We start from the raw sequence: 12764 nt of genomic DNA on the forward strand, positions 1-12764 counted from the left end.
CGTCGAAGCATGACCGATTCAGAGACCACTCCGACCACCACCCATGCCGAAGACATCGCCACGCTCGACAAGCTGGTTCGGGCGTCGCGCGTCGCGCTGCTGACCACCGTCACGGGGTCGGGCGAGTTGCACTCCCGCCCGCTCGCCGTGCAAGACAACGGGTTCGACGGCGACCTCTATTTCTTCACGCAAGACCCGAGTCCGAAGACGGCGAACATCCGCGACAACCCCCACGTCAACGTCTCGATGGAGTCGGGCAAGGGGTTCGTGTCGATCGCCGGAACGGCGAGCATCGTGCGCGACGCGGCCAAGATCGACGAGCTGTGGAACACCCACGCCGAGGCCTGGTTTCCCGAGGGCCGCGAAGACCCGACCGTGGCACTGCTCAAGGTCGAGGCGTCATCGGCCGAATACTGGGCGACCGACGAACCGAAGGCTCTGACACTGTTCAAGGTGGCCAAGGCCGCCGTCACAGGGGGCCAGCCCGACGTCGGCGAGAGCCACACCGTCGAGCTCTGATGACCGATCGCACCCGCCGCAGCACGGCCCAGCCCGACACCGGCACCGCCCGTCTGCGTAAAGAGCGTACGACCGCGCACACGCCGGCCCGTATCACGCGCCTCGAGCCGAACGAAGTGTTCGTCTTCGGCTCGAACGCGGGCGGGATGCACGGCGGCGGTGCGGCCCGCACCGCGTACGAGAAGTTCGGTGCGGTGTGGGGCCAGGCCAATGGGCTGCAGGGTCAGAGTTACGGCATCGACACGATGAGCGGACTGCGGGTGCTGGCATCAGAGGTCTCGGGCTTTCTCGGCTTCGCGCGCGAGCATCCGCACCTCACCTTTCTCGTCACCGAGATCGGCTGCGGCATCGCCGGCTACCGCCCGAAGCAGATCGCCCCGTTCTTCGCCGACGTGCCGCCCAACGTCGTGCTGCCGGCCACCTTCGACCGCTGACCGGCGGGCTACTCGGCGAAGACCGACGCCGAGCTCTCGGCGAGCAGCTGCTGCACGCGCGGCACAACCTGGGTGCCGTAGAGCTCGATGTTCTTCATCATGCTCTCGTGCGAGAGGGTGCCGGCGCCGTACTTGAGGTCGAAGCGGTTCACGCCGAGCGTCTCGATGTTGCGGGCCATCTTCTGCGCGACGGTCTCGGGCGAGCCCACGTACAGCGCACCCTCGACGCTCGCCTCGGCGTCGAACTGCAGGCGGGTGAGGGGCGGCCAGCCGCGGCTCGCACCGATGCGGGCGTGCATCGCCTGGTAGTGCGGAAAGAACTCGTTGCGTGCCTCGTCGTCGGTGTCGGCCACGAAGCCGGGCGAGTGCACGCCGATCGCCTCGACCGGATGCCCGAACTGCGCCATCGCGCGCTGATACAGGTCGACGTAGGGAGCGAACCGGCTCGGTGAGCCGCCGATGATCGCGAGCATCATGGGCAGGCCGTACCTGGCGCTGCGCACCACCGACTCGGGGCTGCCGCCGACGCCGACCCACGTGCGCAGCGCACCGCTCTCGGTGGTGGGAAAGACGCGCTGGTCGGCGAGCGGCGCCCTGGTCGACCCGTTCCACGTCACCGGCTGCTCGGCGCGCAGGGCTGCGAACAGCTCGAGTTTCTCTTCGAACAGCGTCTCGTAGTCAGACAGGTCGTAGCCGAACAACGGGAACGACTCGGTGAACGAGCCGCGCCCGAGAATGACCTCGGCACGCCCGTTCGATACGGCGTCGAGCGTCGCGAACCGCTGGAACACACGCACCGGGTCGTCAGAACTCAGCACGGTGACCGCCGAACCGAGGTGGATGCCCGTGGTGCGCGCCGCGATGGCAGCCAGCACCACGTCGGGGGCCGACACAGCGAAGTCTTCTCGGTGGTGCTCCCCCACGCCGAAGAAGCTCAGCCCGACCTGGTCGGCCAGCACGCCCTCGTCGACGACGTTGCGAATGACCTGGGCTTGCGAGACGGGGGCGCCGTCGGGTGTCGCCGTCACGTCGCCGAACGTGTCGAGCCCGAACTCGATGGTGCGGGTGGGTGAGTCGTGTTCTGGCATGACAACCTCTTTCAGATCGAGCTTCTATGCGTTTGCATAAGCTACAACCTCGGCTGCTCTCCAGTATTCCCCGCTTCCTATCCTCCGCACACCGTCAGGGTGCTGCTGGCGTATACGCGATGCCGTCTGTCGAGATACGCTCCGCGTTGGCCTTCACCTTGTCGAGCGCCGCCAGCTCCTGGTCGAGGTTCTGCTGCAACAGTGCCGCCACATCTCCGGCACCCCGAGCATGTGCATTCGTCACCAAGACCTCGTAGACCGCCACCTCGTAGTGCTCGGTCTCGAGCGCACCCGCCAGTAGCACCGCGTCAACAATGCTCGGGTCGGTCTTCTTGACCGAGGCGGTCGCCTCTTTTGCGAGCCCCTTGGTGGTGGGCGACGGGGCCTCCACGATCTCTTCGCCCAGCAGGGCGAAGCACCTCCTGAGGTTCTCGATCTGCCCCCGCGTCTCTTCGGCGTGCGCGCTGAACGACTGCTTCAGCTCTGGCCGCGAGGTTGTCGCTTCCAGTTCGGCGAGCATGGCGAGGGTGTCGTTCTCCATCGTCAGTGCCGCCCCGAGTTTGAAGCTGAAGATCTCTTCGGGGGTGGTGAAGTGTTCGAACATCGTCTGTCTCTCTTCGTCTTCGTCTAATGTGCCGTGACTGCGTTCACGCTGTTCTGTTATGAGACTCGCTGTCGCGGTGCCCGCCGTCTAGGGCTTGCACGCAAGAGGTGCAATGCCTACACCGAGCCGCTGCCATCGAGTTTGCGAAACAGCCGGGTCGCTCAGGGTTTGTCGGGCAGGGGCTGCTTAGGCTCTGTCTCGATGACAACCCAGACTCCGCCCCATCAGCACCGCGTACTGACCCCCGAACAGCGCCGGCGTCGCCGCCGACGCCAGGTCGCCACGCGCTGGGCGGTCATCGGGGTCGTGCTGGTGCTGCTGGTCGCCGGCGGCTATGTCGTCTACAACTACCAGCGCTTCGTGAACGGCATCACGCACATCGACGCCATACCCGGCGGCAGCACGAACAACAAAGACCAGAACATCCTGCTCGTCGGCGACGACCACCGCCCCGACAATGCCACCCCCGAACAGCTCGCCCAGCTCGGCACCCAAGACGACGGCGGCGGCACGAGCACCGACACGATGATCATCGTGCACCTGCCGGCCGACGGCAGCTCGGCCACGATGATCTCGCTGCCGCGCGACTCGTGGGTCGACATTCCGGGCTTCGGTCAAGACAAGCTCAACGCCGCCTTCACGTACGGCACCGAGAACGGCGGGGGCGACGCCGGCGGTGCGCAGCTGCTGATCACGACCATCCAGAACCTCACCGGGCTGACGATCGACCACTTCGTGCGCGTCTCGCTGCTCGGTTTCTACAACGTGGTCGACGCGCTCGGCCCCGTGCAGGTGTGCCTGAACGAGGCCGTCGACGACCCGTTCTCGGCGGTGAACCTGCCCGCCGGGGTCTCGACGCTCAACGCCTCTGAGGCCCTGTCGTTCGTGCGGCAGCGGCACGGCCTGCCGAACGGCGACCTCGACCGCGAGGTGCGCCAGCAGTACTTCCTGTCGGTCGAGGCGCGGCAGATCCTGTCGGCCGGAACGCTGCTCAACCCGGGCAAGCTCGCCAGCGTGCTCGACGCCATCAGTTCGTCGATCGAGACCGACTCGGGGCTCAACATCATCGACTTGGCCACCCAGATGCGCGGGCTGAACGCCGACAACATCCACTCGGCGACCATTCCCATCAGCGGCACCCCGACCATCACCGTCGACGGAAACGACGTCTCGATCGTGCAGGTCGACACCGCCGCCATGCCGGGCTTCATCGCCCAGGTGCTCGGAACCTCGACGCCCGCGCCGGCCGCCTCCCCCTCGGCCTACGACAGCGCGACGGCCTCGCCCGTCGGCGAGGTGACGGTGACAGTGCTGAACGGCAGCGACTCCGACGGCGTGGCGGCCTCGAACACCGACGCGCTCAGCGGCTTCGGCTTCAAGACGGGCACGCCCGACTCGACCGACTCGACGAGCACCACGACCATCCAGTACCCCGCAGGCAACGAGGGCCACGCCAAGGCCGTCGCCGCCTACTTCCCCGGTGCCACGCTCGAGGTCGCCGACGTCGCCGACGTCACGGTCATCCTCGGCACCGACGGCATCAGTGCCGTCGACCCGAACGCTGCGCCGACGGATGCCCCCGCCTCCCCCGCCGACACGTCGACGCCGGCCGCGACCGACTCACCCACCACCTCGTACGCGCAGGGCGCCTGCATCAACTGACCCGGCGGTCTCAGCCCATCCCGGCGACGTAGGGCCGCAGCCCGACAGCCAGGTCTACGCACACGGCCAGCAGAACGTCGAGCCGACCGGCCGGCGGCGGCTCGCGCAACACCAGTCGGGTGCCGAGCACGGCGAGCTTCAGGGCCCCGCCGGTGTCGCCCACGAAATCAGACCAGTCGTCGAGCGCGAGCCCCGCGCCGAGCAGCCCGTCGAACGACAGCCGCCATCCGCTCGAGGCCCTGATCACGTCGAGCCGGCCGGCCTCGGCGCCGTCGGGGGTGCGGATGACCAGCCGGAACGCGTCGGCTGTGCGCACCGCCTCGGGGTCGCCGTCGATCACGTACAGCGGCTCACCCCGCGCGTCGAACACCGTCGACGTCGCACCCCGCTCGACCCGGGCCACGAGCTCGCCGGCCGTCGGAGCGCCCCCCGCGCCCGGAGCGTCCCGCGTGATCGCGGTCGGCACCCCGCTCGACGACGCCACCACGAACGACGAACCCGCCCGCGTGACGAGTGTGTGGCGCCCGCGCCCGCCGTTGGCGAAGCCGAACAGCACCCCGAGCTTCGAAGCGAACCCGTCGGCCCCGCCCTGCCTCGCCACCGCCAGTGGCTCGCCCGGACCGTCGACGAACGTCATCACCAGCCCGTTCGTCGCGCGCCGGGTGATTCGGCCTTCGACCTGCACCGTCGAGCGTCTGCCCACATCCATTCTCAGAGCATATCGTCTCTCTGAGCATTCGTCAGCTTCGTGCCACTGGCACGTCGAAGGCGTTCGGGCGCATGATGGGTGTGTTCCACTGACTCTCGACGATGAGGCACTCGATGACGCTGATGGCTTCTCTGGCTGAAGAACTCGCCGGCGAGTTCCGCATGACGCCGCTGCTCGAAAAGATCCTGGCCAACGCCGTGCGACTGCTCGGCTGCCAGAGCGGCTCGATCTGCACGATCGACCACGAGGCGCAGACCTACCGCAAAGAGGTCGACCTCGACGTGCACTGCCAGGCCGGGCACGTGTTCCGTCTCGACGAGGGCGTGACGGGCGCGGTCATCCGTGCCGGCCGGTTCGTCAGCTTCGACTCGTACTCGTCGGTTTCGAATGGGCACATCAGCCGCGACGACGTGCGCTTCGACAGCCCGGTCGTCGGCGTGCCGATCACGGTGAGCGAAGGCATCATCGGCGCCTTCGTGGTGTTCGGCGAGCCCGGGCATCCGTTCACCGGGGCCGACGCCGAACTGCTCGAACTCTTCGCCACCCACGCCTCGGTCGCCATCGTCAACTCGCGGGTGTACTCGGCCGACCTCGACCGCGCGATCGCCGAGGCGCTCGGCAGCAGGCGGCAGCCCGACCGCATGCCGGTGCGCCTGACCGCCCGCGAGAAGGAGGTGCGCAACCTCGTGGTCAAGGGCCTGCCCGACAAGCAGATCGCCACCCTGCTCGCCATCTCGGCAAAGACGGTCGAGAAGCACGTGGGCGCGATTCTGCACAAGTGCGGGGTGACGAACCGCACCGCACTGGCCGCCATGGCGCACTCGGAGGCGACGGCCCATGGGGGAAATCCCGCATAGCCACGGGCGGGGCGACTGCATAGATTCACTTCTGAGGTGGAGGAGATGCCGTGCCTGTCGTGTCGCTCAAAGAGATTGTCGATCGTGCCTTCGCCGAACGGTACGGGGTGCCGGCCATCAACATCGTCAACGACCTCACGCTCGAGGGTGTGCTCACCGGCGCGGTGAACAGCAACTCTCCGGTGATCGTGCAGACGTCGGTGAAGACCGTGCGGGCCATCGGCGCCCCGGTGCTGTTCGCCATGTGGCAGGCCATGACCGAGGGCATCAGTGTGCCGGTCACCCTGCACCTCGACCACTGCCCGTACCGTGACGTCATCAGCGAGTGCCTCGAGCTCGGCTGGAACTCTGTGCTCTTCGACGCCTCGCAGCTTCCGGTCGAAGAGAACCAGCGGCAGACCATCGAGGTCGTCGCGGAAGCGCGGCGCTATGGAGCCCACGTCGAGGGCGAGATCGAGTCGATCACCGGCGTCGAAGACGGCGTGGGGTCTGACACCGAGTCGAAGCGGCAATCACTCGAGGTGTCGTTGCGCTTCATCGAGGCCACCGGCATCGACGTCTTCGCCCCGGCCATCGGCAACGCGCACGGCGTGTACAAGACCGAGCCCACGCTCGACTTCGACCGGGTCTCAGAGATCGTCGCCGCGCATCCCATTCCCATCGCCCTGCACGGCGGCAGCGGCATGACCGACGACCAGTTCCACGACCTCATCGCCCGCGGCTGCGCCAAGGTGAACATCTCCACCTCGCTGAAGATGGTCTTCATGCAGTCGACGCTCGCCAGCCTGACGCGCTCTGAAGAGACGTCGAAGTGGGATCCGCCGACGCTGTTCGCCGATGTCTCCCGCGACGTCGTCGCGCTCACCTCCTCGCTCGCCGACACCTTCGGTTCTGCCGGCAAGGCCTGGTGAGCGGATGCCCGCCCTCATCTTCGACTGCGACGGAGTGCTCGCCGACACCGAACGCGACGGGCACCTCGTCGCGTTCAACCAGATGTTCGACGAGTTCGGGCTGCCCGTGCACTGGACGGTGGCCGACTACGCCGAGAAGGTGCTGATCGGGGGCGGCAAAGAGCGGCTCGCCAGCCTGCTCACGCCCGAGTTCGTCGCACGGGCCGGACTGCCGGCCGATCCCGACGCGCAGGCCGCTGAGGTGGCACGGTGGCACAAGCGCAAGACCGAGCTCTACACGGCGCTGATCGCCTCGGGTGCGCTGCCCGCCCGGCAGGGGGTCGAACGCATCGCCGTCGAGGCCGCCGCCCACGGGTACACGCTCGCGGTCGCGTCGACGTCGGCCGAACCGTCGGTGCGCGCGGTGCTCGAGCACGCGGTGGGCGCTGAGCGGGCATCCACGTTCCACGTGTTCGCGGGCGACATCGTGGCGGCGAAGAAGCCCGCGCCCGACATCTACCTGGCCGCGCTCGAGGCGCTCGACCTGCGGCCCGACGAGGCCGTGGTGATCGAGGACAGCAACAACGGGCTGCGGGCGGCCCTGGCCGCCGGACTGAACACCATCGTCACCGTGAGCAGCCTCACCGTCGACGAAGACTTCACCGGCGCTGCCCTCGTCGTGAGCTCGCTCGGTGATCCGGGCGCCGACGGGTTCGCGGTGCTCGCCGACCCCGACAACATCCGCCCGCAGGGGTTCGTGACGATCGACGCGATCGACGCCGTGCTCGCGCAGACCGCCCCGGCCGCACCCACCGCCCCGGCCGCACCCGCTGCCCCGGCCGCTCCCGCCGCCCCATCCACAGGAGGTTCAGATGACCGATGACGACCTGGCCCGCACCGAGTTCGTCGTGCGAACGATCGCCGAAGAGTCGGTGGCGCAGGAGAAGTACTTCGGTGAACTCGACGCGGTGGTCGGCGACGGCGACTTCGGCTATTCGCTCGCCCGCGGTTTCGAGTTCGTGCTGGCCGACTTCGACACGATCGACCGCACCGACTCGGGCACCTTTCTGAGCCGTGTCGCGGTCATGATCACCAGTCACATCGGCGGCACATCGGGGCCCATCTGGGGCACCGCTTTTCTGCGGGCGGGCGGCAGCCTGAAGGGCAACGACGACATCTCGGGGGCTGACGCGGTCGCGGCACTGCGCGCCGCGGTCGAGGGCATCAAGAAACGCGGTCAGTCAGACCTCGGTGACAAGACCCTGCTCGACGCGCTCGTTCCCGCCATCGACACGCTCGAGGCCTCTCTCGAGGCCGGCGACGACGCAGCAGTGGCCGTGCGCAAGATGGCCACGGCCGCACGCGAGGCGGCCGAGGCCACCAGCACGCTCGAGGCCCGCCGGGGCCGCGCCAGCTACACCGGCGAGCGCAGCATCGGGTCGGTCGACGCCGGCGCGATGGGCCTCGCGGTGCTGGCCGAGAAGCTGGCCGACACCTGGCCGGCCGACTGACCCAGCCACGCCTGATCTGTTCATCCCGTTCCGTCCACCCCGACCGCCACCCCCTCACAACGACGTGGAGACACACAATGAAGAAGTTCATCAACGACCCCAAGCAGTTCGTTCCCGAGATGCTCGAGGGAATCGCGCTGGCCAACCCCGACACGCTGAAGTACGTTCCGGCGTACAACCTGATTCACCGGGCCGACGCACCGAACAACGACAAGGTCACCATCATCCAGGGCTCGGGTTCGGGGCATGAGCCCGCGCACGTGATGACGGTGGGCAGAGGGATGCTCGACGGGGCCTGCCCCGGTGACGTGTTCGCCGCGCCCCCGCTCGACTTCATCACCGAGACCGTGAAGCTGCTCGCCTCAGACAAGGGCGTTCTGCTGCTGGTGAACAACTACACCGGCGACCGCATGGCGTTCGAGATGGCCGAAGAGGTGGCCGAGGCCGACGGCGTGAAGGTCAAGACGCTGTTCATCGACGACGACGTCGCGGTCAAAGACTCCACCTACACCGTGGGTCGTCGGGGCGTGGCCGGCAACTTCTTCGTCATGAAGGCCGTCGGTGCCGCCGCCGAGAAGGGCGCCGACCTCGTCGAGCTCGTTCGCATCGGCGAGAAGGTCAACTCCGTCACCCGCACCATGGGCATCGCGCTGACCGCCTGCACACCGCCAGCCAAGGGCGAGCCGCTGTTCGAGCTCGGCGACGACGAGATCGAGATCGGCGTGGGCATCCACGGTGAGCCGGGGCGGCGGCGGGCCAAGTGGATGCCCGCGAACGACATCGCCGACGTGCTGCTCGACGCGATCCTCCCCGACCTGCCCTTCGAGAGCGGCGACCGCGTGGCCGTCATGGTCAACGGACTGGGCGGCACGCCGATCAGCGAGCTGTACCTGTTGTACGGCATCATCCACAAGAAGCTCGACGAGAAGGGCATCTCGGTCGGCCGCAACTACGTCGGCGATTACTGCACGTCTCTCGACATGGCCGGGGCCTCCCTGACCCTGGTCAGACTCGACGAAGAGATCGAAGGGCTGCTCGCCGAACCGGCCGAGATCGCCATCAGGGTCTTCTGAACCCATCGTGTGGGCCCATGCGCTGAGAGCAGTCGGGCCCACACGATGCGCGACGAAGGCTACTCGGAGACGTCGTGGCGCCAGGCGGCGGGGCCCTGCGAGCCGGCGCGGTACTCCTCGAGGGGCACATCGTTCTTGTGCCACGCGTTCAGCACCGGCGCGACGATGCGCCAGCACGTCTCGGCCACGTCACCGCGAATCGAGAGCGTCGGGTCGTTGCCCAGCACGCCGCGCATCACCTCGCCATAGGCGGTCACTGGGCTCAGCTCGAGTTCGGTGCCGAGGTCGTGCCGCTCGAGCCCGAACGGATCGCCGTCGCCGTTCATCGTGAGTTCGAGCGAGAGCGACGACGGCCGAAGACCGATCACGATGCGCTCGGGCGACTCCACCCCCGTGAGCCCGCGCGGCACGAAGCCCACCGGCCGCAGCGTCAGGATGACCTGCTTCACCGGCTCGCCGATGGCCTTGCCGCTGCGCAGCACGAAGGGAACCCCGGCCCAGCGCCGGGTGTTCACCTCCACGACCATCTCGGCGAGCGTCTCGGTCTCGCGTGCCGGGTCGACGCCCTCCTCCTTGGCGTAGGCGGGCAGCTTGCGGTCTCCGATCGTTCCGGCCGTGTAGCGCGCCCGGCGGCTGGGTGCGTCGGTGCCGGGCAGCACCGGCGCGCCCGACCACACCGAGGTGGCGCGCAGCACCTGGGCCGTCGCGGCACGGAAGTCGACCGGGTCGATGCTCGTCGGCGCCTCCATCGCGACGATCGACAGCACCTGCAGCAGGTGCGACTGCAGCATGTCGGTCAGCGCGCCCGAGTGGTCGTAGTAGCCGGCTCGCCCCTCGAGCCCGAGGTTCTCGTCGTAGATGATCTCGACCTTCTCGACGTTGTCGGCATTCCACACCGGTTCGATGAGCCGGTTGACGAACCGCAGGCCCAGCATGTTCAGCACCGTCGCCATGCCCAGAAAGTGGTCGACCCGGTGAATCTGCTCTTCGGGCACCAGCTTGAGCAGGTGCCGGTTGAGGGTGGCGGCGCTGCGGGCATCCGACCCGAACGGCTTCTCGAGCGCCAGAACGGTGCCGGCAGGCAGGTCGACCCCGGCGAGCGCTGTGATCACCTCGGCGACGATGGCGGGCGGCAGGGCGAAGTAGATGACGAGGTCGCCCTCGACGCTGCCGAGCAGGGTCTCGAGGTCGGTTCGCGAAGTGGGGTCGGCGACGATGTAACGAGCGCCGTCGACGAGCGCGGTCGCCGCCGCACCGGTGGCCTTCACGCCGCCGAGCGCGGCGCGCACCGACTTCTGCCACTCGGCGTCTGACTTCTCAGACCGGCCGGATCCGATGATGCGCAGCCCGTCGACGAGCGCCTGGTCGCTTGCCACGCCACTGGCCACCAGACTGCCCAGGCCCGGCAGCAGCAGCCGCTCGGTCAGGTCACCGCTTGCACCGAGAATGAGCAGAGTCTTGTTCGCCGTCATGCTTCGAGCGTAGCCCGCCGGGGCAGAATCGCACCCGGCTCGGTGACCGCCCTTGACAACTGTTCGCGTGTGTTAAGCAACGGGTGTCGATCGGCGTAATGTTGCCTCGGAATTTGTTCTCCTGAGAATCACTTGAGGTAATCATGAGCATCACTGTCGACTCTTCCCAGACCCTGTCGAGCGAGCAGCAGCCGAACGCATACGAGCCGAACACCGACTACGACGCGACCGCCTTCCGCACCGTCTTCGAGCACACCTTCACGTTCGCCTCTGCGGTGGAGCGCAACATCCACCGGTTCGCCAACCGCAAGGCGATCAGCGATCCGACGAGCGGCCGGTCGTACACGTACCGCGAGCTGGGCGACGTGACCGGAGCGCTCGTGGCCGGTCTGGCCGCGAACGGCATCGGCGTGGGCGACGTGGTGGCGTACCAGCTCATGAATCGGCCCGAGTTCGCCTTTCTCTACGTGGCCGCCCAGGGGCTGCGCGCGGTGAGTTCACCGATGAACTTCCGCCTCGCCCCGGCCGAGACCGCGCACATCCTGAACGACTCGCAGCCGGCGATCTTCGTCTACGAGACGTGGGCGACGGCCGACGTGACCGCCGCGCTCGGTCTGGCGGAGTTCGAGCCGCGGATGCTGGTCGCGGTGGGCGACGGCGACATCGTGCCCGGCTCGCTGCGGTTCGACGACCTGCTGGTCGAGGGCGCCCCGAGCTTTCGCGCGCCGGCCGACGCCACCGTGTGGGATGAGACGAGCCGCCTCTACACCTCCGGCACCACCGGCATGCCGAAGGCGGTGCCACTGACCAGCCTGAACGAGGTTCTGACGGCCCACGACGCGATCATCCACTTTCCCCTCGGGCCGACCGACAAGACGATGAACATGTCGCCGTGGTTCCATCGCGGCGGCAACTACTGCGCCGGCCCCAACTCCATCTTCTACGTGGGCGCCGAGGCCGTGTGCCTGCAGCAGTTCACCCCCGACGCGGTGCTCGACGCGGTCGAGCAGTACAAGCTCACCTATGTCATCGGCGCCCCCACCAACCTCGAGCGGCTCGCCGACACGCAGGAGGCGAGCCCGCGCGACCTCAGCTCGCTGAGCGGCATCGTCACCATGGGTGCCCCGCTCGACCGCGCTGCCGCCCTGCGCTACCAGCGTGTGCTCACCAGGCGCATCGCCAACGGCTACGGCACCACAGAGGCGTTCTGGAACACCTACCTGCGCCCCGAAGACCTGCCCGACGCCGCCGGCGCCGCGGGCCGGGCCTGCCTCGACGACGATGTGGCCGTGGTCAAGGTCTACGCCGACAAGCTCGCAGCCCCCGACGACTTCGCGTCGAAAGACACGCACGAGATCGGCGAGGTCATCATGCGCACGGTGAAGAGCGGCTACGCCTACCGCAACAACCCCGAGGAGGAGGCCGAGAAGTTCCACGACGGCTGGATCTACCCGGGCGACCTCGCCAGCTGGGACGAGAACGAGATCGTCACCATCATCGGCCGCAAAGACGACATGATCATCTCCGGCGGCGAGAACGTGCATCCGGTTCAGGTCGAAGAGGTGCTGGCCGGGCATCCCGATGTCGCCGACAGCATCGTGGTCGGCCTGCCTGACGAGCAGTGGGGCGAAGTGGTCGTGGCGTACATCCAGCCGCGAGAGGGGCGGATGCTCGACCACCCTGCCGCGGCGAAGCAGCTCGAAGACTTCACCCGCGAGAGCGTCTCGCTCGCGGGCTACAAGCGCCCTCGCCGGTACGCCTTCGTGACGGAGCTGCCGTACACGGCCACCGGAAAGAAGCAGCACTTCGTGATGAAGAAGCAGGCCCCCGCCGACAGTGCGGCCGGAAGGTTCGTCACTCCGTGACGGAGGCGACCGGAACGTCAGACGCCGCCCCCGCCTCGCCGCACCGGCACGGGGTCGGCTTTCGTTCGGAGCGCGGGCCG

13 protein-coding genes are annotated in these 12764 nt (G+C 68.0%); 9 read left to right on the plus strand and 4 right to left on the minus strand.

Annotation, left to right across the window (positions count from 1 at the left end; genetic code table 11):
* The first annotated feature begins 9 nt into the window (after positions 1 to 9).
* Together V3W46_RS02470 and V3W46_RS02475 are read left to right on the plus strand one after the other, a co-directional pair.
* Positions 10 to 519, plus strand: a complete 510-nt coding sequence (locus V3W46_RS02470) for a pyridoxamine 5'-phosphate oxidase family protein (protein ID WP_331781505.1) — start codon at positions 10 to 12, stop codon at positions 517 to 519.
* The gene (locus tag V3W46_RS02475; RefSeq protein WP_331781506.1) at positions 519 to 953 is read left to right on the plus strand and encodes an A1S_2505 family phage non-structural protein; all 435 of its coding nucleotides are present in this window, start codon (positions 519 to 521) and stop codon (positions 951 to 953) included. Before V3W46_RS02470 ends, V3W46_RS02475 begins: the two co-directional genes overlap by 1 nt.
* 8 nt (positions 954 to 961) lie before the next feature.
* Here V3W46_RS02475 and V3W46_RS02480 read toward each other — a convergent pair whose 3' ends face one another.
* The gene (locus V3W46_RS02480) at positions 962 to 2041 is read right to left on the minus strand and encodes an LLM class flavin-dependent oxidoreductase (protein ID WP_331781507.1); all 1080 of its coding nucleotides are present in this window, start codon (positions 2039 to 2041) and stop codon (positions 962 to 964) included.
* A 94-nt stretch (positions 2042 to 2135) separates the two neighbouring features.
* The gene (locus tag V3W46_RS02485) at positions 2136 to 2645 is read right to left on the minus strand and encodes a YciE/YciF ferroxidase family protein (protein ID WP_331781508.1); all 510 of its coding nucleotides are present in this window, start codon (positions 2643 to 2645) and stop codon (positions 2136 to 2138) included.
* Between the two features lie 201 nt (positions 2646 to 2846).
* Here V3W46_RS02485 and V3W46_RS02490 point away from each other — a divergent pair, with 201 nt between their 5' ends.
* Positions 2847 to 4307: an LCP family protein gene (locus tag V3W46_RS02490; RefSeq protein WP_331781509.1), complete on the plus strand. Its 1461-nt coding sequence runs from the start codon at positions 2847 to 2849 to the stop codon at positions 4305 to 4307.
* Positions 4308 to 4317: 10 nt separating this feature from the next.
* Here the strand turns inward: V3W46_RS02490 and V3W46_RS02495 are convergent, their stop codons facing one another.
* Positions 4318 to 5016 carry a hypothetical protein gene (locus tag V3W46_RS02495; protein WP_331781510.1) on the minus strand — a complete coding sequence of 233 codons (699 nt, stop codon included), beginning with the start codon at positions 5014 to 5016 and terminating at the stop codon, positions 4318 to 4320.
* 122 nt (positions 5017 to 5138) lie between these two features.
* Between V3W46_RS02495 and V3W46_RS02500 the strand changes: the two genes are divergently transcribed.
* The 5 genes from V3W46_RS02500 (at position 5139) to dhaK (ending at position 9347) form a co-directional block, all read left to right on the plus strand.
* Entirely contained in the window at positions 5139 to 5873 is a 735-nt protein-coding gene (locus V3W46_RS02500) for a GAF domain-containing protein (protein ID WP_331781511.1), read from the plus strand.
* Positions 5874 to 5923: 50 nt separating this feature from the next.
* Complete coding sequence (locus V3W46_RS02505; RefSeq protein WP_331781512.1) at positions 5924 to 6784, plus strand: class II fructose-bisphosphate aldolase; 861 nt, start codon at positions 5924 to 5926, stop codon at positions 6782 to 6784.
* Positions 6785 to 6788: 4 nt separating this feature from the next.
* Positions 6789 to 7646: an HAD-IA family hydrolase gene (locus tag V3W46_RS02510; RefSeq protein WP_331781513.1), complete on the plus strand. Its 858-nt coding sequence runs from the start codon at positions 6789 to 6791 to the stop codon at positions 7644 to 7646.
* Complete coding sequence (dhaL, locus tag V3W46_RS02515; protein WP_331781514.1) at positions 7636 to 8274, plus strand: dihydroxyacetone kinase subunit DhaL; 639 nt, start codon at positions 7636 to 7638, stop codon at positions 8272 to 8274. The genes V3W46_RS02510 and dhaL overlap by 11 nt, the downstream gene beginning before the upstream one ends.
* A 77-nt stretch (positions 8275 to 8351) precedes the next feature.
* Positions 8352 to 9347 carry a dihydroxyacetone kinase subunit DhaK gene (dhaK, locus tag V3W46_RS02520; protein WP_331781515.1) on the plus strand — a complete coding sequence of 332 codons (996 nt, stop codon included), beginning with the start codon at positions 8352 to 8354 and terminating at the stop codon, positions 9345 to 9347.
* Positions 9348 to 9406: 59 nt separating this feature from the next.
* Here dhaK and V3W46_RS02525 read toward each other — a convergent pair whose 3' ends face one another.
* Positions 9407 to 10819 (minus strand): glucose-6-phosphate dehydrogenase, encoded by a 1413-nt coding sequence (locus V3W46_RS02525; protein WP_331781516.1) that lies wholly within the window; start codon positions 10817 to 10819, stop codon positions 9407 to 9409.
* A gap of 143 nt (positions 10820 to 10962) precedes the next feature.
* Here V3W46_RS02525 and V3W46_RS02530 point away from each other — a divergent pair, with 143 nt between their 5' ends.
* The gene (locus V3W46_RS02530) at positions 10963 to 12684 is read left to right on the plus strand and encodes a class I adenylate-forming enzyme family protein (protein WP_331781517.1); all 1722 of its coding nucleotides are present in this window, start codon (positions 10963 to 10965) and stop codon (positions 12682 to 12684) included.
* Positions 12685 to 12764 lie beyond the last annotated feature (80 nt).

The organism is Subtercola sp. YIM 133946 (assembly GCF_036553535.1).
Taxonomy (GTDB): Bacteria; Actinomycetota; Actinomycetes; order Actinomycetales; family Microbacteriaceae; genus Subtercola.

What these genes read in the sequence shown, in the direction of transcription:
- V3W46_RS02470 (WP_331781505.1), top strand. Translation starts at nt 10, where the DNA reads ATGACCGATTCAGAGACCACTCCGACCACCACCCATGCCGAAGACATC.
- V3W46_RS02475 (WP_331781506.1), top strand. Translation starts at nt 519, where the DNA reads ATGACCGATCGCACCCGCCGCAGCACGGCCCAGCCCGACACCGGCACC.
- V3W46_RS02480 (WP_331781507.1), bottom strand. Translation starts at nt 2,041, where the DNA reads ATGCCAGAACACGACTCACCCACCCGCACCATCGAGTTCGGGCTCGAC.
- V3W46_RS02485 (WP_331781508.1), bottom strand. Translation starts at nt 2,645, where the DNA reads ATGTTCGAACACTTCACCACCCCCGAAGAGATCTTCAGCTTCAAACTC.
- V3W46_RS02490 (WP_331781509.1), top strand. Translation starts at nt 2,847, where the DNA reads ATGACAACCCAGACTCCGCCCCATCAGCACCGCGTACTGACCCCCGAA.
- V3W46_RS02495 (WP_331781510.1), bottom strand. Translation starts at nt 5,016, where the DNA reads ATGGATGTGGGCAGACGCTCGACGGTGCAGGTCGAAGGCCGAATCACC.
- V3W46_RS02500 (WP_331781511.1), top strand. Translation starts at nt 5,139, where the DNA reads ATGGCTTCTCTGGCTGAAGAACTCGCCGGCGAGTTCCGCATGACGCCG.
- V3W46_RS02510 (WP_331781513.1), top strand. Translation starts at nt 6,789, where the DNA reads ATGCCCGCCCTCATCTTCGACTGCGACGGAGTGCTCGCCGACACCGAA.
- dhaL (WP_331781514.1), top strand. Translation starts at nt 7,636, where the DNA reads ATGACCGATGACGACCTGGCCCGCACCGAGTTCGTCGTGCGAACGATC.
- dhaK (WP_331781515.1), top strand. Translation starts at nt 8,352, where the DNA reads ATGAAGAAGTTCATCAACGACCCCAAGCAGTTCGTTCCCGAGATGCTC.
- V3W46_RS02525 (WP_331781516.1), bottom strand. Translation starts at nt 10,819, where the DNA reads ATGACGGCGAACAAGACTCTGCTCATTCTCGGTGCAAGCGGTGACCTG.
- V3W46_RS02530 (WP_331781517.1), top strand. Translation starts at nt 10,963, where the DNA reads ATGAGCATCACTGTCGACTCTTCCCAGACCCTGTCGAGCGAGCAGCAG.